The 16,907-nt window shown below is 40.8% G+C and carries 17 protein-coding genes; 12 read left to right on the top strand and 5 right to left on the bottom strand.

Annotated elements, in window-relative coordinates:
* Window positions 1–341: 341 nt before the first annotated feature.
* From H6G59_RS18920 to lepB, 7 genes are all read left to right on the top strand, one after another.
* Complete coding sequence (locus tag H6G59_RS18920) at window positions 342–704, top strand: hypothetical protein (protein ID WP_190717129.1); 363 nt, start codon at window positions 342–344, stop codon at window positions 702–704.
* A gap of 492 nt (window positions 705–1,196) precedes the next feature.
* Window positions 1,197–3,380 (top strand): Hsp70 family protein, encoded by a 2,184-nt coding sequence (locus H6G59_RS18915; RefSeq protein WP_190717126.1) that lies wholly within the window; start codon window positions 1,197–1,199, stop codon window positions 3,378–3,380.
* On the top strand, window positions 3,377–3,871 hold the full coding sequence (locus H6G59_RS18910; RefSeq protein ID WP_190717124.1) for a LysM peptidoglycan-binding domain-containing protein: 495 nt from the start codon (window positions 3,377–3,379) through the stop codon (window positions 3,869–3,871). The genes H6G59_RS18915 and H6G59_RS18910 overlap by 4 nt, the downstream gene beginning before the upstream one ends.
* Complete coding sequence (locus tag H6G59_RS18905) at window positions 3,868–6,303, top strand: tetratricopeptide repeat protein (RefSeq protein WP_190717122.1); 2,436 nt, start codon at window positions 3,868–3,870, stop codon at window positions 6,301–6,303. The genes H6G59_RS18910 and H6G59_RS18905 overlap by 4 nt, the downstream gene beginning before the upstream one ends.
* Before the next feature lie 10 nt (window positions 6,304–6,313).
* On the top strand, window positions 6,314–6,922 hold the full coding sequence (locus tag H6G59_RS18900; protein WP_242038919.1) for a molecular chaperone DnaJ: 609 nt from the start codon (window positions 6,314–6,316) through the stop codon (window positions 6,920–6,922).
* A 2-nt stretch (window positions 6,923–6,924) separates the two neighbouring features.
* Complete coding sequence (locus H6G59_RS18895; protein WP_190717120.1) at window positions 6,925–7,452, top strand: nucleotide exchange factor GrpE; 528 nt, start codon at window positions 6,925–6,927, stop codon at window positions 7,450–7,452.
* Window positions 7,453–7,565: 113 nt separating this feature from the next.
* Window positions 7,566–8,138 (top strand): signal peptidase I, encoded by a 573-nt coding sequence (gene lepB / locus H6G59_RS18890; protein WP_190717118.1) that lies wholly within the window; start codon window positions 7,566–7,568, stop codon window positions 8,136–8,138.
* Between the two features lie 95 nt (window positions 8,139–8,233).
* Here lepB and H6G59_RS18885 read toward each other — a convergent pair whose 3' ends face one another.
* From H6G59_RS18885 to H6G59_RS18875, 3 genes are read right to left on the bottom strand one after another with little or no spacing between them, the layout of a single operon-like run.
* Window positions 8,234–8,452: an isopentenyl pyrophosphate isomerase gene (locus tag H6G59_RS18885; protein WP_190717116.1), complete on the bottom strand. Its 219-nt coding sequence runs from the start codon at window positions 8,450–8,452 to the stop codon at window positions 8,234–8,236.
* 3 nt (window positions 8,453–8,455) lie between these two features.
* The gene (locus H6G59_RS18880) at window positions 8,456–8,989 is read right to left on the bottom strand and encodes a ComEA family DNA-binding protein (protein ID WP_190717113.1); all 534 of its coding nucleotides are present in this window, start codon (window positions 8,987–8,989) and stop codon (window positions 8,456–8,458) included.
* A 14-nt stretch (window positions 8,990–9,003) separates the two neighbouring features.
* Entirely contained in the window at window positions 9,004–9,381 is a 378-nt protein-coding gene (locus H6G59_RS18875; protein ID WP_190717260.1) for an NINE protein, read from the bottom strand.
* Window positions 9,382–9,919: 538 nt separating this feature from the next.
* Between H6G59_RS18875 and H6G59_RS18870 the strand changes: the two genes are divergently transcribed.
* Together H6G59_RS18870 and H6G59_RS18865 are read left to right on the top strand one after the other, a co-directional pair.
* Entirely contained in the window at window positions 9,920–10,855 is a 936-nt protein-coding gene (locus H6G59_RS18870) for a J domain-containing protein (protein WP_190717111.1), read from the top strand.
* Between the two features lie 199 nt (window positions 10,856–11,054).
* Window positions 11,055–11,378, top strand: a complete 324-nt coding sequence (locus tag H6G59_RS18865; RefSeq protein WP_071190669.1) for a DUF1825 family protein — start codon at window positions 11,055–11,057, stop codon at window positions 11,376–11,378.
* A 165-nt stretch (window positions 11,379–11,543) separates the two neighbouring features.
* Here H6G59_RS18865 and H6G59_RS18860 read toward each other — a convergent pair whose 3' ends face one another.
* Complete coding sequence (locus H6G59_RS18860; RefSeq protein ID WP_190717108.1) at window positions 11,544–13,466, bottom strand: PBP1A family penicillin-binding protein; 1,923 nt, start codon at window positions 13,464–13,466, stop codon at window positions 11,544–11,546.
* A 173-nt stretch (window positions 13,467–13,639) separates the two neighbouring features.
* Here H6G59_RS18860 and tyrS point away from each other — a divergent pair, with 173 nt between their 5' ends.
* From tyrS to H6G59_RS18845, 3 genes are read left to right on the top strand one after another with little or no spacing between them, the layout of a single operon-like run.
* Window positions 13,640–14,833, top strand: a complete 1,194-nt coding sequence (gene tyrS, locus H6G59_RS18855) for a tyrosine--tRNA ligase (RefSeq protein ID WP_199332079.1) — start codon at window positions 13,640–13,642, stop codon at window positions 14,831–14,833.
* Between the two features lie 29 nt (window positions 14,834–14,862).
* Entirely contained in the window at window positions 14,863–15,582 is a 720-nt protein-coding gene (gene pyrF / locus H6G59_RS18850; protein WP_190717105.1) for an orotidine-5'-phosphate decarboxylase, read from the top strand.
* Complete coding sequence (locus H6G59_RS18845) at window positions 15,579–16,169, top strand: hypothetical protein (protein WP_190717103.1); 591 nt, start codon at window positions 15,579–15,581, stop codon at window positions 16,167–16,169. Before pyrF ends, H6G59_RS18845 begins: the two co-directional genes overlap by 4 nt.
* A 20-nt stretch (window positions 16,170–16,189) precedes the next feature.
* Here H6G59_RS18845 and H6G59_RS18840 read toward each other — a convergent pair whose 3' ends face one another.
* Window positions 16,190–16,870 (bottom strand): uracil-DNA glycosylase, encoded by a 681-nt coding sequence (locus H6G59_RS18840; protein WP_190717101.1) that lies wholly within the window; start codon window positions 16,868–16,870, stop codon window positions 16,190–16,192.
* Window positions 16,871–16,907 lie beyond the last annotated feature (37 nt).

The raw sequence follows: 16,907 nt of genomic DNA, 5'->3' as shown, positions 1-16,907 counted from the left end.
TTGAAATTTTCTACTGCATTTACCTGCAATCTGCCGTATATGAATTCACTTAATTTAAACCTACAGATGAATCGCCTTCCTCGTCTATTGATTTGTATCAATCTAAAAGTGAAACAGTATTGGTAATTAAAGCAATTATTAGCAATAATTTTTAACAAAATTTGACTCTTTACATTTACTTATGTATCAGTTGTAAAGAAACTTATCTTTAAAGGAGGTTTTTTAAGGTTACACTCTCATATATAGGAAAAAATATATCTTTCCTTACTTATTGTAAAATTCACTTAATAAGCCATAGGTGTTAATTTATCAAGCGCCTGAGCTTCACAGGAGACATAACAGTGGAAGAAAATAACCAGAGTAATAATTCAAACACAGAAGAAGGTTCTCAGGGAACAATTATAGTTGCTGGAGAGCGTCCCATTGGCAGCAGTGGCTTACAAGTCGCAGAAACAGTCTCAATCGCTGGGTTGCGTCCTATTGGCACGAGTAACTTGGAAGTGGTTGACACCTATAATGCTATGGGAATTCGTCCCGTCGGTGCTAACACATTCCAAGTCGTTAGTAGTATTAACCTGTCTGGTATTCGTCCTATTGGTTCCAGTTCAATAGTAGTTTCTGAAAATTATTCAGTCTTCGGTAATCGTCCAATAGCACCAAATATTGTTGATGATTCAGAAATTCTGATGGGTTTTCTAGATTAGAGCCGATCTAAAATTTTTTGGGCGGATATAATAGTGCCTCTAGCAGGCTACGATTTAGCAGTTACGTAGTTTGCCGGAGGCATAATTACTTGAAAATAATCACGTTTTAGCGATAATTAGGTTTAAATAACCAATCTTAAAAGTTAGTTTTATCGTTCCCATACTCTGTATGGGAATAAATTCTAGAAGGCTCTGCCTTTAATAACCGCTTGAGGCAGAGCCTCTGTGATCACATTACCAGTCAGAGACTGGGAACGAGATATATAACGTTTGACACTAATGGGCAATGCGCTTTACCCCTACAGAAATGATATTAGTAAAATTAGGGAAACAGCTATAAAATTTACGTAAATTTTCTATAGTAGGTTGTTAGCTGTATATGTATTAATCTTAATAAATAGCTGGCTTCTGCCCTGAATATGTGGATAATAACGTGGCAGTCTGCCTAGAGTATTAGAAAAATCGACATTATCAGCAGGGTGAAGATCAGCAATGGGTAAGGCAATAGGAATTGATTTAGGGACAACTAACTCTGTCGCTGCTTTTAAGTTGGCAGAAGTGGAAGTAGTGACAGCAAATGATAACACGCCTCCAGAGAGGAAACTGACGCGTTCTGTCGTTGCTTACGACCAAGGTAAATTTTTGGTCGGAGAACAAGCTTACAACCAGCTACGCCATGACCCCGAAAACGTGGTTATTTCGATTAAACGCTTGATGGGTAGGGGTTTTGGTGATTCAGCAGTTCAAAAGCAAAAATCAGAATTTGGTTACAAAATTTCCCAACCGACACAGGGAACAGACAACAGCATTGCGGTGTGGTTAGGAAATCAAGAATATCAACCAGAGGATATTTCAGCGGAAATTATCAAAAAAGTGGTGCAAAATGCCCAAGCTTATCGCCAAGGAATTGGTAAAATCGACCAAGCTGTAATTACTATTCCAGCTTATTTCAACGATAAACAGCGCTATGCTACCCGCACCGCCGCACTTAAAGCCGGACTAACACCCTTGGAACTGCTACCAGAACCGACAGCAGCAGCGATATCTTACGGGTTTTCACCTAATAGCGACGATGTTAAGACGATTTTAGTTTATGACTTTGGCGGTGGGACATTTGATGCTTCAGTAATTACCGCAGCCGGAACTTCATTTATTGAACAGGGGAAAGCAGGAGATTTATGGTTGGGTGGCGATGACATCGACTCCCGGCTAGTGAAGTTTGTCAAAGAGCAAGTTGCTCAACAAGAAAGAATTGGCGATATTGAGGAATTAATCGCCAAAATGCCCTACTACCAACGGGTAAGGTTTAACGCTGATTTAAAGATAGCGGTAGAAAGGGCAAAAGTAGAATTAAGTAGTTTTACCGTGGCGATGATTGCGCCTTCTACGCAATTATTTGATGAATTGGGAATTGCAATTCCCATTGAGGTGAAAATCACCCGCGAACAATTTGAAATCATGATTAGTGATTTGGTGGAAAATTCGCTGCAAATTTGCCGCCAAGCTTTAGAGTATGCTCAATATCACTTGGAAATGGTAGATGTGGTGCTTTTGGTTGGTGGTTCTTCTCAAATTCCTTTGGTACAAAGCAAACTCAAACAGGCTTTTGGCGCTAATAAAGTAGTTTTGCATCCCCGGCCTATGTACGCAGTGGCTGAAGGTGCGGCAATTGTAGCGGCTGGACAAACAGATAAAGTCACCACAGTATCCCGCGATTATGCCATTAAATTAGCAGATGGCAAGTATACAAAAGTGATTAATCGGGGTGATATTTTGCCCGTAAGGACATCCCACACTTTTAAAACTATCGCTGAGGGACAACGGTTAATTCATTTTCAGTTTTTCAGTCCAGATGAAAATAATAATTATGAAAGAATTGGGGAGATGTGGTTGGGTTTAGATGAAAAGTATCCAGCCGGAACCGAAATTACAGTGTATTTAGAGTTGGATGAAAAGAACAGCGATTTGCGAATGACAGCGACTTTGAAAAATGATCCTTCAGTAAAAGTTAGTTGTACTTTTTCTCGTGGTCGTTCCGATGAGAGAATATATCAAGATTTAGAAGATGCGATCGCTCAACTCAATCACCAAAACCTGACTATATTCGGTGTGGAAGAAGCGCTGAAGTTAGCAGTACCAGTGGTGCAATTAACTAATCAAATTATTAATCCTGTCACAGGAGAAGAACGCAGCGACTTACGTCTACGGGCTGGGGAGAATTTGCAAAAATTCCAGGTTTCTATGTGTCCAGAACGCCTAGAAGCAGAAACTCAGATGCATGAGTGCGATCGCATAGTCAGACTTTGTGGGTTTATGATTCTCAAACCCCAGCAAGAACGATTGCAAACACTAAGTCAAGAATTGGAATCTGCAATTAACACCAATAATCGCTCCGCAATGGAGTATCACAGCGAAGAAGCAAGACGAGAACTCACCAACCTACCCGAAGAAGTACAGGTAATTCAAGCTTGTATTATCGCCATCCAACAAGCCAAACCAGTCGCACCAACTCAAGCAAATGCGATGTCTGACAAACTTTCCCGCACACTTTTAGCAATGTCCAATGGTGATAGTAACGAAGCCGAACGTTTGTTGCGTGAATTGCAACCAGATGTCCAACATTGGCTAAATCAAGATTTACCAACTAATAGCATTATCACAGGACTGACGCGATGAATACCAAGCTCAACTGTCCTGTGTGTAGTTATCAAGAAATTGAGGGTAATATTTGCCCCAACTGTGATACTGATCTTTCCCTAATTCGCACACTTCAAGATTTACCTCAACTAGAAAAACCGCTTTCACAAAGCAAATTTAGTAAATGGACTTTGACTGTAGCTTTGCTAATGTTAATGATAGGTATTGGGTTAGGTGCTGGGGGCAGTTTTTTGATTTTAAAATCATCTTCTCCTACTTCAACTATAGTTAGTACTCCCAAACCATCTGTCAATTCATCGGTGACATTGAAACAGCCACAAAAATCAATTACTTACACAGTCAAACCAGGAGATAGCCTCAGTTTAATTGCTGAAAAAATCTGCCGTAAAGGAATTACTTGGGAAGTTATAGTTGAAGCTAATCCCCGATTAGAAAAACGGGAAAACTACTATATAGATCCTGGTGAAAAATTAACGATTCCTCGTAGTTGTCAGGAGAAGAATCAATGAGCCTTCTTGACAGCATTAAGGAAACCAGTCAGAAAGCCGAAAAACTCGCCCAACACAAGCAACTGCGAGAAGCTATTACCGTTGCTCAAACTGCACTCGCTGTTTGGGCAGAAAAACCTGCTTTTTGGGAACGTTGGCTGGGTAAATTATTCATCGGTAATCTTGTAGATAAGCTAGAACAACAATTAGAAGATTGGCGTAAACAAGTTGCACAAGCAGATAATTTAGCTCATCAAGCTCAATTGATTCTTCAACGAGATCATGGTGATCCTTTAGAAACTCAAGCTTTATCTAGTGCGATCGCACTTTATCATCTTCATAACCGAATTCTTCACGATAAGCAGGTATCATTAGCAATTCAAAACAGCCAACAGGAACTGGAAAAGCGAGAACAATTTCAAGTGTTGGTAAAACAAGCACAATCACAGGCAGAAAATCGCTATTTTATCAATGCACTCACCACATATCAAGAAGCTGAAAAGTTATACTCTACAGATTTAATAAAACAAGCTATTTCAGATATCCAAATCCAAGTTCACCAAGAAGAAATTTACACCTCATCCCTAGAGAAAGCAAAGCAAGCAGTATCTGAAGGCAGATTACGGGGAGCGATCGCACTTTTAGATTTTTCTTTGACAAACTTTCCTCGTTCCGACGGCATAAATTTACTCAAAAATATCAAATCAATAGTCCAAGGTAGAGAACTATTCCGTCAAGGATTAGCAGCCGAAAAAGCCGGTTATTTACCAACAGCTAAATCTTTGTATGAAAATGCAAAATCCCTTTTACCTGATTTTACAGATTGCCAAATTCGTTTAGGTTTAGTCGCAATTAAAATGCAAGATTGGGAAAATGCACTATCTCACTTACAAGGTTTATCAGGACAACAAGCCGCTTATCTGCGAGGGTTTGCACTAGCTCAACAAGCAAATTTACAATCAGCTTATCGAGAATGGCAAGATGTATCTGCTGTATCAATAACAGAACAACGAGAAATTATTAAACGCATTGCTCAACATCAACGTTTACTATCTTTACAAAATATTGAAGAGTTAGTCAAAGCTGAAAATCTAGCAGCAGCTAAAATAGCCAGTACAGAATATATCCAAAAATTTGGTGCTAATTCTGTAGTTGAAGTTAATCTTCAAGAACATATTCAACCAAGTTTAGAAGCCGCAGTTTGGAAAGATTCGGACTGGACGAATATTGCTAATGGAATGAAAAATATCTGGATTGCTAATCCTAATATTACGACATTACACAATTGGACAGTAGCAACTTATTATTATTCCCAAACTAACTCTGATAAATTATTAGATTTAATTATTTCTCTATCAACTGCAATAGCAAATTTAACAACAGATCCAACTCTTGAAGATGTACCTTGGCTGGGAAATAAAGCTGTTGATTTTACTTCCATATCTTTAGAATTAAAACGCCGTTTAGAAGCAGCAATTGATAATATCAAAAATACCAATATTGAAAATTATGAAGCTTATTTAAATCTGCGCGATTACTACCGTTGGGAGTTAGTTGCACTCAGATTTATGGGTGAACCTGCAAATTCAGGAATGCAAGTTAATGATGTATTTATTACTCCGGGCTGTTATCAAAAATTTAGTTCCCACTGGCAAAATATTATCATAGATAAAATACATTCTAGTCAAAAAATTCTCCGTTCTCTCTATACCCCTTGGGGTTTAGCTGTAGCTGCTTGTTTAGAAGGTGATAGTCAAAGAGCCATTGAAATCAAACCGACAACTCCACCTACTAATGAAATCGAACAATTTGCTTTTAACTTCATGGCTTATTATCAAGGTTGCTATTACTTACAGCAACAAAAATGGCAATTAGCAATTCTACCGTTGCAAGATGCTAAAGCCGAAATTCAAGATAATCAAGATTGGCAAAAAGAAATCGATAGACTTTTTAGTTTGCAACGTCAAACCATATCAGAATTTTCAGAACATTTAAAATTTGCTCAGTTTTGGTATGATATTTTCAGCAGTAATGCTGCTAAAAGTTATTTAGCTGAATATAAAGCCGAAGAAATCAGAAAGCAACTGATTAATGAAGAAATTACCGCAGTCAAAGCTTTAGAAAAACTGCAAGAAATTAAAAATATTGATGACAGTAATCCTGTTGTCATCAGCATGATCGAAAAAGTTGAATTTAACCAAGATTTGGAAGCAATTGAGCAACTTTTTCATCAAAATCGTTTTGAAGAAATGGTAAGTAACGCTAAAAAATCACGCTATGATAGAGTACGTTATATTGTCGCCGAACTTTTTATTGATTTATTAATTAATGGGATTAAAAATGATACTTTAACTGATGGTGAAGCCATGCTTAATCTGGGAAGATGGGCTTATGAAATCTGCCCAGATGAACCTGCATTCCAAGAAATTTACCGTAGCCTAAGATTGTGTTGAAAAAGGGTGAATGATGAAAAGTAATCCCTACGATATTCTCGGTATATCTCAAGCTGCATCAAAAGCCGAAATTACCAAAGCTGTAGCTTTAGCAATGAAGCGCAAGCAATATCCTGTAGATGTGATTGCTAAAGCGCAAAAAAGCTTAATGAAGTCAGAAGAAAGAATAATTGCTGACTACTTGCGTCCAATATTGCCAACTATTAAGCGCTTCAAGTATAGTAATTTAGAGGCGTTGACACAAACAGCACCGTCACTAACTTTATTATCAGAATTTGATAATTTAGATCATGCGATCGCTCAAGCCACCCAACAAGAAAACCTAGAACGCGAACCTTTACCAATTCCCTTATCAGAACTGTTCACCGAAGGCATGACAGCCTGTAGAGAAGGACGCTACCCCAAAGCGATCAAATACCTAGAAGACTACTGTCAAGGCTGTAAAGAACACAATAGTCAAAACTATCTGCAAGCGCAAATGTGGTTGATTAAAGCCTATCAAATGGGTGGACAATTACAAAGAGCGAAGGCCATTTCGCAAATGTTGAGTAATCATACTCATCCTCAAGTCAATACTTGGGCTAACAAAATCTTAGCTATGTTATCTAAACAAACGTAACCGTGTCTGAATTACCTCCAACTTATCCTCTAAGTCAAGAGTTACGCGATTTACTCATCCAAAAACTGGGTATTCTCGGAAAAGAAAATGTTGTCTTGCAACAATCTCTAAGAGAACAAAAAACTCAAACCGCAGCCCAAACTGAAGATTTATTTTTAGAACTGTTAGAAGTTGCTGATGCACTAGAAGCATTATTAGACTATCTGGAAAATAACCCCAACCCCAGTCCAGAATTTATAGAACGCTTACCCCGTTCCATAGCCGCAGTTAACCGTAAGTTTCTCAGTGTACTAGGAAAACGCCAACTTTTACCTATAGAATTGACAAGTACAGAACCAGATTTTAACTTGTGTCGAGTCATAGATCGAGAAGAAAGAACTGATGTTCCAGACCAAACAATTACTAAAATTGTCCGTCGCGGATTTCGTTGGGGTGAGAAAATTCTCCGTCCTACAGAAGTAATTACCGCTAAAGTAGAATCAAATTTAGATGATAATATAAATGAAACTATAAATGAAACTATAAATTAATATTCAGATTATTTATTTGTAAAGGTTCGCACAGAACCAAAAGTACTAATAAATATACATTTAGAGTCACAATAGTCAAGGTAGTTCCAAATTTAAACTTGCTGAAAAATACTATGAATCCTGACAAAAGTAATATTAAAGAAACTTCCACATCCGCAAAAACATGGCATGGTTGGCAAGAAAATCTGACGTTAATTGCGATCGCACTCACCTTAGCACTACTGATTAGAACATTTATCGCTGAACCTCGGTTAATCCCATCAGCATCAATGTACCCCACCTTACACACAGGCGATCGCTTGGTAGTAGAAAAAGTATCCTATCGTTTTCACCTTCCCAAAACTGGCGATATAGTCGTTTTTTCCTCACCACCAGAATTGCAACGTCGGGGATATGAAAAAAATCAAGCCTTTATCAAACGGGTAATTGGTATGCCCGGAGAGGTAATTAGTGTTAATCAGGGTAAAGTTTACCTCAATGGTCAACCCTTACCAGAAGACTACATCGCCGAACCTCCAAATCAGCCATTCCCACCCGTAACAGTCCCAGAAAATGAATTTTTTGTGATGGGAGACAACCGCAACGATAGCAATGACTCTCGCTACTGGGGCTTTTTACCACGCAAAAATCTCATCGGTCGCGCTACCTTTCGCTTCTGGCCTTTAGACCGTCTTGGGGTAATTTAATCATTAGTCATTAGTCATTGGTCATTGGTCATTGGTCATTAGTCATTGGTCATTAGTCATTAGTCATTGGTCATTAGTCATTGGGGAAAAGGTAATTAAATTATTCTTAATTGTCTCCGCGTCCCCGCGTCTTCCCATCTCCCCATCTCCCCATCTCCCCATCTCCCCATCTCCCCATCTCCCCATCTCCCCATCTCCGCGTCCCCGCGTCTCCCCATCTCCCCATCTCCCCATCTCCGCGTCCCCGCGTCTCCCCATCTCCCCATCTCCCCATCTCCCCATCTCCCCATCTCCCCATCTCCCCATCTCCCCATCCCCTAAAACCGCAGATAATACATTAACTGAGCGATCGCTTCACCAGATAATTCTAGCCGTTGTTGAAAATCAACCAGATTACGATAAGGCCCAGCAGTGGCACGATTCTGCACTACTGCTTGGGCTAGGGGTAAATCGATAAAGGGAATTTTTGCCAAACTCTCTAATGTTGCTGTATTCGCGTTCAGCAAATAAGTAGGTTTATCTAGAGATTCATCATCATAGTAACTAAAATTAAGTAGAGGTTTTAGTGGTTCTAGCCGCTGTACAGGCACACTCAAAGCCGCAGCAATATCCTCAATACAATAAAATTTAACACCAGAGCGGGAAAGTTCCACAAGCGATCGCCCTTGATGAATAGACAAACCAGGTAAACGCAGCCAATCATCAACAGTTGCTTGATTTGCATCAATACGCATACCCAGTTGTGCCGCCATCTGAATTTCTTCCCCAGATTGGAGACGATAGTAGGGATCGTTGAGCAGCTTGGCGCGGAGTTTTTGCAATTTCAGATTTAAAGGTAGCCAGTTGTTCATCGTTTGTGCTTGCCTTAAGAAATCTGGTCTAGGAGATGGCGGCGCTTTTGCTCAAATTCATACTCCGAAATTAAACCATCTTGGCGCAGAGTATCCAACTCACGTACAGCACTAGCTACTGATTCTACTTGATTACTGACCTGAAGAGAAACCTTAGCTGCTGACGACTTACCGAAATTAAAATTCCGGTCAAAAGCCTCTTCATCTTGGGCTAAATACCAAACTCCCTCTATGGCACTAGCCACCTTAGGGATTGGTGTCCAAGACAACAAAACATATAAAATTCCCCATAGTGGTTGTCCTAAGTAAAATTTATGTAATCCTGAAATTGTCATTGTGCCAGAAAAGGCTAAAATAGCAGCAATGCTTCGGCTTTTCCGTTTGTTTAAAATCATCTCCATCAGTCTCCAAATACCACAACTCCTAAGACAAAACCGTCATCATAGCAAATCCACTTAGATTAATTCAACATAGTGAACTATGAAACAAAAAATGCATATCTAAATCTATTTTATGGATTTAGTCAATAGTTATCGGTTACTCCTGACAAGTTAAGTAAATTCAAACAACTAAACTATGTACAATTCCTGTTTAATTGTTGGAAAAAAGCAAACAACATCTTTATTTTCTAACCTTCTGCCTTCTGCCTTGTCATAACTACAATTTTTAACGCCAACCTACTTAACTCTTAACAAAAAACAAGGGAAATCCGGGTACTGAGTTGTTTAAGCCCAGCCAGAACCCAAACCACTTTGGCTCTATCTTGGGTGGCCTTAGCCATACACTCCCCTCAGGTATACAAAAAAATCACATATAACTGCTATATGTAGCATCACAAACCCTTGGCATTAATTCACCTAATTCAACATTTCTGAGTCTGCACTTAGCTTTGCTGCCACCTTAAAGCTTTTATATGCAAATCTTACTAAAATGTCACAGAACTCCCTGCCACCAGAAGTACTTGAACTACTCATTGACCCATATGCTGTTTTGGGAGTTTCTGTAAATGCGGATGATCATCAAGTTCTTAAACGTTATCATGCCTTAGCAAAGCAACTACATCCTGATAACTATATCAATACGAATAATCGAGATGCTGAATTAGGCAGAGTCATATTGACCCGGTTAATTAACCCAGCTTACCAGGAATTAAAACAGGCAAAAAAACGGATTAACCTAGTAGGGACGTTGCGCTCAAAAGCGACAGACTTAGACAAACAGGCAGTTTCAGTTCTTCAAACTGGACTCAATGTCGATATCATGTCCATGTCTCCCAATGAGGCTGAGTTTTTCTATGAAAAAGCCATCACTTCTTATGCATCTGCCCAATATAAATCACTCCCGCAATCACATCAAGTTACTAAACAAATCAGTAAACTGAATTTAGTTTATTTATCCTTACACAAAAATAATGCTTTAAACACAGAACAGTGGACAACTTCATCGAAATCGATCATCCCCCGACCAGAAATCAAACCAGTCGGACTGAAATTACCTCAAGACAAAAATCTTACCCCGGTTCCGATCAACTATGCTCGACGTAACTATGAGCGGGCTGTTCAGTATGGAGAACAAGGAAAATGGGATCTAGCAGTACAAGAACTGCGCGATGCTATCAAGCTAGAACCAAATAACAGTGACTATTATGCTTTACTGGGGGTAGTACATTTCCAACAGAAATTCCTAGGAATGGCTAAAGTTTACATACGTCAAGCATTAAAACTAAACCCCAAGCAACCCCTAGCTTTGAAATACGCTGCTCAACTGAACATTCAACCTACTGAAAACGGTAATCCTAAATCAGTCGCCAAAGCTTTGGGTATTGCCGCCTTATTAAATCGATTTTTGTCTAAAAAAGATTCTTAAAGCCTCACAAGACAGGGGAAAGGTTACGTGAAATTTCGTAGTTGCCAGTTTCCCCTCAGCAGTTCTGGGGAATTTTCTGAAAGTGTCCACCTGTAACCACTAATTTGAATTTTGAATTGATTTGTCCCCTAGACTAAAATAGAAATAGAGGCAAAATTTGAAGTTACCGAGTAATCACACTCGGTTGAATAGAAGCAAAATGGGATTCTTTGATTCTGAAATAGTTCAGCAAGAAGCCAAACAGCTCTTTGAAGATTATCAAGCGCTGATTCAACTTGGCAACAACTACGGCAAATTTGACCGCGAGGGCAAAAAGCTGTTTATTGAGCAGATGGAAGCAATGATGGATCGATATCGCGTCTTTATGAAACGGTTCGAGCTATCAGAAGACTTCATGGCGCAAATGACCATGCAGCAGCTTAAAACTCAGATGGGTCAGTTTGGTGTCACTCCGCAACAAATGTTTGAGCAAATGAATGTCACCCTACAGAGGATGAAAACAGAGCTAGAAAAACAATTATGACTAGAGATGCGGGGACGAGGGGACGGGGTGATGGGGAGATGGGGAGATAGGGTGACGCGGTGACGCGGTGACGCGGTGACGCTCAAGATGGGGTGAAATAATTACCTACTGCCCCCTGCTACCTGCCCCCTGCCCCCTGCCCCCTGCTCCTTGCCTCCAGTAACACTAATTTGATTTAGGACGAGTAAACTGGGAGGGTGACTTGAACTTTTCTACAGGTACATCCTTGAGAGCTTTTACCATAAAATCACGCCAGATGGGAGCCACCATACCACCACCTGTTGCACCACTGGACAATTGACGGTTATCGTCCCTCCCTACCCAGACAGCAGTTGTGAGTTGTGGTACTGTACCCACAAACCAAATATCTTTTTCAGAGGAAGTTGTTCCCGTCTTACCTGCAACGGGTCTACCTATAGCAGCGCCTTTACCTGTACCACTTGTGACTACAGATTGCATGACATCAATAATTGCTGCCGATGCCCAAGGATCAAGGACTCGCTGCGGCTTGGGTGTGTTGTCGAGTAACACATTTCCACTGCTATCTGTGACTCGCACAATTACTGTTGGTGGCGACTGCCAGCCATAATTAGCAAAGGTAGCATAGGCACTAGCCATTTCTAGAGGTGTCACACCAATTGCACCTAAAGGCAAAGAAGTTACAGGTTCCATTGGACTCATAATGCCCAAAGTGCGGCAGATTTCAATTACTCTATTCATGCCCACAGCTTTACCAAGCTTAATCACGGGGATATTGCGAGACTGGGCAAGAGCAGTGCGAATTGACATGGCTCCGCTAAAGCCGCCATCATAGTTTCTCGGATAGTACCAACCATTACCATCTCGGTAGCTGACTGGGGAATCTACTACTGTGCTATCTGGGCCATATTTGCCAGTGGCAAAGGCTGCATAATAGACAAAGGGTTTAAAAGAAGATCCTGGCTGGCGTTGAGCTTGGGTGGCGCGGTTGAATTCACTGGCTTTAGGATCTACACCACCCACTAGGGCTTTGACAAAATGTGTCCGGGGATCAACTGCCACAAGGGCGAGTTGGTTCTTGTATAACCCTTGTCCCAGTAAAGTTTTATGCCACTTGCTGACCGTTGCCTCAGCCATTTCTTGAAATTTGGCATCAACTGTGGTTTGCACCCGCATTCCGCCTTTTAGCAGCGCTTCCCGCCCAAACTTTTTCGCCAATTCTTGGGCTACGGTATTGGTGATATAAGGTGAAGCACTGCCTTGAAATGACCTAATTCTACCAAGTTTAATTTCTTGCTTGAGAGCGTCGTCGTATTCCTTTTGGGTAATCCAAGTCAATTCCAGCATCCGCCCCAGAACTTCTTTTTGTTTATGTTTTGCCAGCTTCATATTGGCAAATGGGCTGTATTCTTCTGGGGCTGGGATTAAACCCGCAATCATTGCTGACTCAGCCAAAGTTAAAGTTTCTGATGACTTGTTAAAGTAACTGCGTGCAGCTGTTTGTATACCGTAGTTGTTATGACCCCAATAAACTTGATTGAGGTACATTTCTAAAATTTGGTCTTTGGTGAGAATTTGCTCTAGTCGAATTGCTAAAACTGCCTCTGCTAACTTGCGGGTAAAAGCACGCTTTTGAGATAAAAACAGGTTCTTCACCAACTGCATGGTGATGGTAGAACCACCTTCTTTCACACCCCCTGCTACCAAGTTGACTATCACAGCCCGCCCAATACCAGTAGGGTTAATACCGTGGTGAGTGTAGAAGTTAGCATCTTCACTGGCTAATACTGCCCGTTTGAGATGGGGGGAAATTTTATCTAGGGGTACAACTTCTCGGTTTGCTTCCCCGTGAACACTTGTTAAGAGTTTACCTTTAATGTCATATATGTATGTAGTTTCTGAAGGAGAAAAGTTACGTAGTTGTCTCACATCTGGCAAATTGCGGAAACTAATGGCTAGTCCAACCAGTCCTCCCGCTACAATAGAGCTTGCCAGCAATGTGATAGATAATAGAGTCCCGCCAGTTACCTGACCTACTCCTTTGAAAAACTCAAAACCAGATGAAGCCTGATCTGGTGGCTGTTTATCTTCAAAAGTCCTAGACGACACGGCGATCTCACTTCCTCACTTGTAAATTTAAATGTAATTCATTCAATGAAATCAGACGGCTAATTTTTTGCAATTATAGTAGTTTGGCAGCGCAGAAAACGGATAATTTGCCAGTGAACATAACTAACCTAATTTCTAAAGTGCAAAGTGTAGTTAATAGTGAATTCCCTAGTATGGCTCAAGATTTCTCTTGGCTGCATCGTGGTGTGGCAGAAATTTTTCCGGAACCCCATCATGATACTGAAACTGAAAGTCTAGAACAGCGTTTAGCAAATGCGAATCGTCCTTTAAGAGTCAAGCTGGGTATTGATCCTACGGGTGCGGATATTCATCTTGGTCATAGTATACCAGTACGCAAACTACGAGCTTTTCAAGATGCTGGTCATACAGCGGTTCTGATTATTGGAGATTTTACGGCACGTATTGGTGATCCTACTGGCAAATCTGATGTGCGTCGTCAACTGACTGAAGCTGATGTAGCACAAAATGCCCAAACTTATCTTGACCAAGTGCGTCCTATTTTAGATTTTGACACACCTGGCAGGTTGGAGGTGCGTTATAACTCGGAATGGCTTTCCCGTCTAGATTTGGGGAAAATTTTGGAGTTGCTCTCGACTATGACTGTTGGGCAGATGTTAGCCAAGGAAGGTTTTTCGGAACGTTATAAAAAGGAGAATCCAATTTTCCTTCATGAGTTCCTGTATCCATTAATGCAGGGTTATGATTCTGTGGCTGTTGATGCTGACGTGGAGTTGGGCGGAACTGACCAAAAGTTTAACATTGCTGTGGGGCGAGATTTACAACGCCATTTTGGTCTAAAGCCTCAGTTTGGGCTACTGCTGCCAATTTTGATTGGTACTGATGGTGTACAAAAGATGTCTAAGTCTTTAGGTAATTATGTTGCTTTGGGAGAACATCCTTCCCAAAAGTATCAGAAGTTGCAAGGTGTGCCAGATAATTTACTGTCACAGTATTTTGAGTTGCTGACAGATTTACCTTTGGATAGTCTGCCAGAAAACCCGCGCGATCGCCAAGAATTTCTCGCTTGGGAAATTGTCCGTCAGTATCACGGCGAACAAGCAGCTAATGAGGCGAAAGAGGCGGCAAAAAGCGGTGGGAAGGAAGGTGCTGTTCCCGAATTTTCTCTGGCTGCTATAGCCCAGTTTCCGGTTAAATTAGCTTATCTTCTCGGTGTTACTGGTTTGTGTAAAAGTACCGCAGAAGGTAAACGGAAAATTCAAGAGGGTGGTGTGCGATTAGATGGTGATAAGGTGACTGATGTGGATACGACTTTTGCCGAACCTGGGGATTTATACGGTAAGGTTCTGCAAGTTGGTAAAAAGAATTTTGTTCGTCTTGTACCATGATTAAGTTAATGAAACGCAGATAAACGCAGATGAACGCAAACGAAAGAGTTATTGTCGCTTTAGATGTACCCGATTTAGAAAGTGCGATCGCTTTTGTTGATAAACTTCCTCAAGTCACTTTCTGGAAAGTTGGTTTGGAGTTGTTTACCAGCACTGGTCCAAGGATTCTGGAAATTCTCAAATCACGCCAAAAGCGGATTTTTCTAGATTTGAAGTTTCACGATATCCCCAACACCGTTGCGGGTGCTTGTCGTGCTGCGGCTAGTTATGGCGTGGATTTATTGACAATTCACTCTACTAATGGTAAAGATGCTCTCAAAGCTGCGGTGGAAGCAGTGCAAGTAGGAGCAGAAAAAGCGGGGACTAAACCACCAAAGTTAATCGCTATTACTTTGTTAACCAGCATTTCTACAAGACAGTTGGCGTTTGATTTGAAAATTCCTTTAGAATTGCCGGAATTTGCTTTACAAATGGCGCTTTTAGCTCAAGAATCTGGTTTAGATGGGGCTGTGTGTTCTGCCCAAGAAGTGGGACAATTACGAGAAAGTTGTGGAAATGACTTTTTACTAGTTTGTCCAGGTGTCCGGCCAACTTGGGCTGAGAAAGCAGATCAAAAGCGATCGCTCTCCCCCTCTCAAGCTATACTTGCAGGTGCAGATTATCTAGTTATTGGTCGTCCCATTACTGCTGCGGCTGAACCTGAACTAGCTTGGAATCAGATTGTTGAAGAAATCAAAACACTCTCATGAAAGCAGGAATCAGCTGGCTTGTAACTTCTGGCTGCTGGCTTTTAATTTCTAATAGCCTTCATTATCCTGCATTTTCCAAAACTCTCACCCCAGATAGCAGCCAGGGGGAAAATGAAAAAACCGGTTTTTCCTGTTCTGAGCAAAGTTTAGAAACAATAACTACTCAGCTATTGCGTGATTTACCAAGTTATGCAAACCGTACCACCCAACGCGCCCGTCGTCTGGGACGAAGTGTAGATATTTTTCCTTATATTGTGGCAGCAGGTAAACCGGAGTTTCAATCTCTACCTTTAAATCCTGGTATTGATGCCGTCAAGTATGAATCAGAGGGAGTTGAACAGGTTTTCTTTACTACCTTGGAACGACAGTATATAAGTAAGAAAGCGATAGAGTTGCAACAATTTCACAGACTGTTTTTAACGAAAACTAAAAATGGTTGGAATGTGGTCATGATGTTGACTCAAACTGCTGCTTATCCAGCCAAATCAACTATTGCACCAGCAAAAGATAGTAGTAACGGTGCGATCGCTCAAGGTGTTAAACTTTGGTTACGCGATTGTCAAGCCGGAACTGTGCGAAGGCGATAAATTCATAGACTTCAGTTCCATCAGCCGTGATTTCGGATTTCATCAAACTTCGACCGCACTGCCTGTATATCCTGCCACATCAACCATTTAGGAGAACCCTTGTCTTTAGAAGGATTACGCAACAAGTAGGAAGGATGGAAAATCGGCATACATAAACGCCCTTCCCACTCCAGCCATTGTCCACGAATTTTCGTAATTCCCTGCTTACTTCCTGTAATGCCTTTGACAGCAGTTGCACCTGTTAATAAGATAATTTTCGGGTTAACCAGACGAATTTGTTCTAATAAATAAGGCTTACAAGCCGCCATTTCATCAAGTGTGGGAACTCGATTTTCTGGTGGACGGCATTTGACAATATTACAAATATATACGTCGTTATCTGGATTTAATTCTACAGATGCCAAAATTTTATCTAGTAATTGCCCTGATTTACCCACAAATGGTAAACCGGTTTCATCTTCTTGTTGCCCCGGTGCTTCCCCAATAATCATGATTGTAGCTTGCAAGTTGCCACGTCCCACTACAGCATGAGTGCGAGTTTTCCCCAATTCACAACGTTGACAGATCTGACAATGCTGTGCCAAATCTGCCATTTGGGGATAAGTTTCGGCAGGAATGGGAATTTTAGAATCTGTGGGAATGAGATCTTTTTGGTTAAAGCTTGATTCGTTAAAAAGGCTAAGTTGGGTATCGTTGCTCATGAAAATTGGGATTTTGGCTGGGCAATTTTTATAAAGT

Source organism: Anabaena lutea FACHB-196 (genome assembly GCF_014698305.1).
In the GTDB taxonomy this organism is placed as follows: Bacteria; Cyanobacteriota; Cyanobacteriia; order Cyanobacteriales; family Nostocaceae; genus Anabaena; species Anabaena lutea.
The sequence above is the reverse complement of the archived record's forward strand: the minus strand, read 5'-3'. Positions and strand labels throughout refer to the sequence as shown.

Coding starts and splice junctions, on each gene's coding strand:
- H6G59_RS18915 (WP_190717126.1), top strand. CDS start 1,197: ATGGGTAAGGCAATAGGAATTGATTTAGGGACAACTAACTCTGTCGCT.
- H6G59_RS18910 (WP_190717124.1), top strand. CDS start 3,377: ATGAATACCAAGCTCAACTGTCCTGTGTGTAGTTATCAAGAAATTGAG.
- H6G59_RS18905 (WP_190717122.1), top strand. CDS start 3,868: ATGAGCCTTCTTGACAGCATTAAGGAAACCAGTCAGAAAGCCGAAAAA.
- H6G59_RS18900 (WP_242038919.1), top strand. CDS start 6,314: ATGATGAAAAGTAATCCCTACGATATTCTCGGTATATCTCAAGCTGCA.
- lepB (WP_190717118.1), top strand. CDS start 7,566: ATGAATCCTGACAAAAGTAATATTAAAGAAACTTCCACATCCGCAAAA.
- H6G59_RS18885 (WP_190717116.1), bottom strand. CDS start 8,452: ATGGGGAGATGGGGAGATGGGGAGATGGGGAGATGGGGAGATGGGGAG.
- H6G59_RS18880 (WP_190717113.1), bottom strand. CDS start 8,989: ATGAACAACTGGCTACCTTTAAATCTGAAATTGCAAAAACTCCGCGCC.
- H6G59_RS18870 (WP_190717111.1), top strand. CDS start 9,920: ATGTCACAGAACTCCCTGCCACCAGAAGTACTTGAACTACTCATTGAC.
- H6G59_RS18865 (WP_071190669.1), top strand. CDS start 11,055: ATGGGATTCTTTGATTCTGAAATAGTTCAGCAAGAAGCCAAACAGCTC.
- tyrS (WP_199332079.1), top strand. CDS start 13,640: ATGGCTCAAGATTTCTCTTGGCTGCATCGTGGTGTGGCAGAAATTTTT.
- pyrF (WP_190717105.1), top strand. CDS start 14,863: ATGAACGCAAACGAAAGAGTTATTGTCGCTTTAGATGTACCCGATTTA.
- H6G59_RS18845 (WP_190717103.1), top strand. CDS start 15,579: ATGAAAGCAGGAATCAGCTGGCTTGTAACTTCTGGCTGCTGGCTTTTA.
- H6G59_RS18840 (WP_190717101.1), bottom strand. CDS start 16,870: ATGAGCAACGATACCCAACTTAGCCTTTTTAACGAATCAAGCTTTAAC.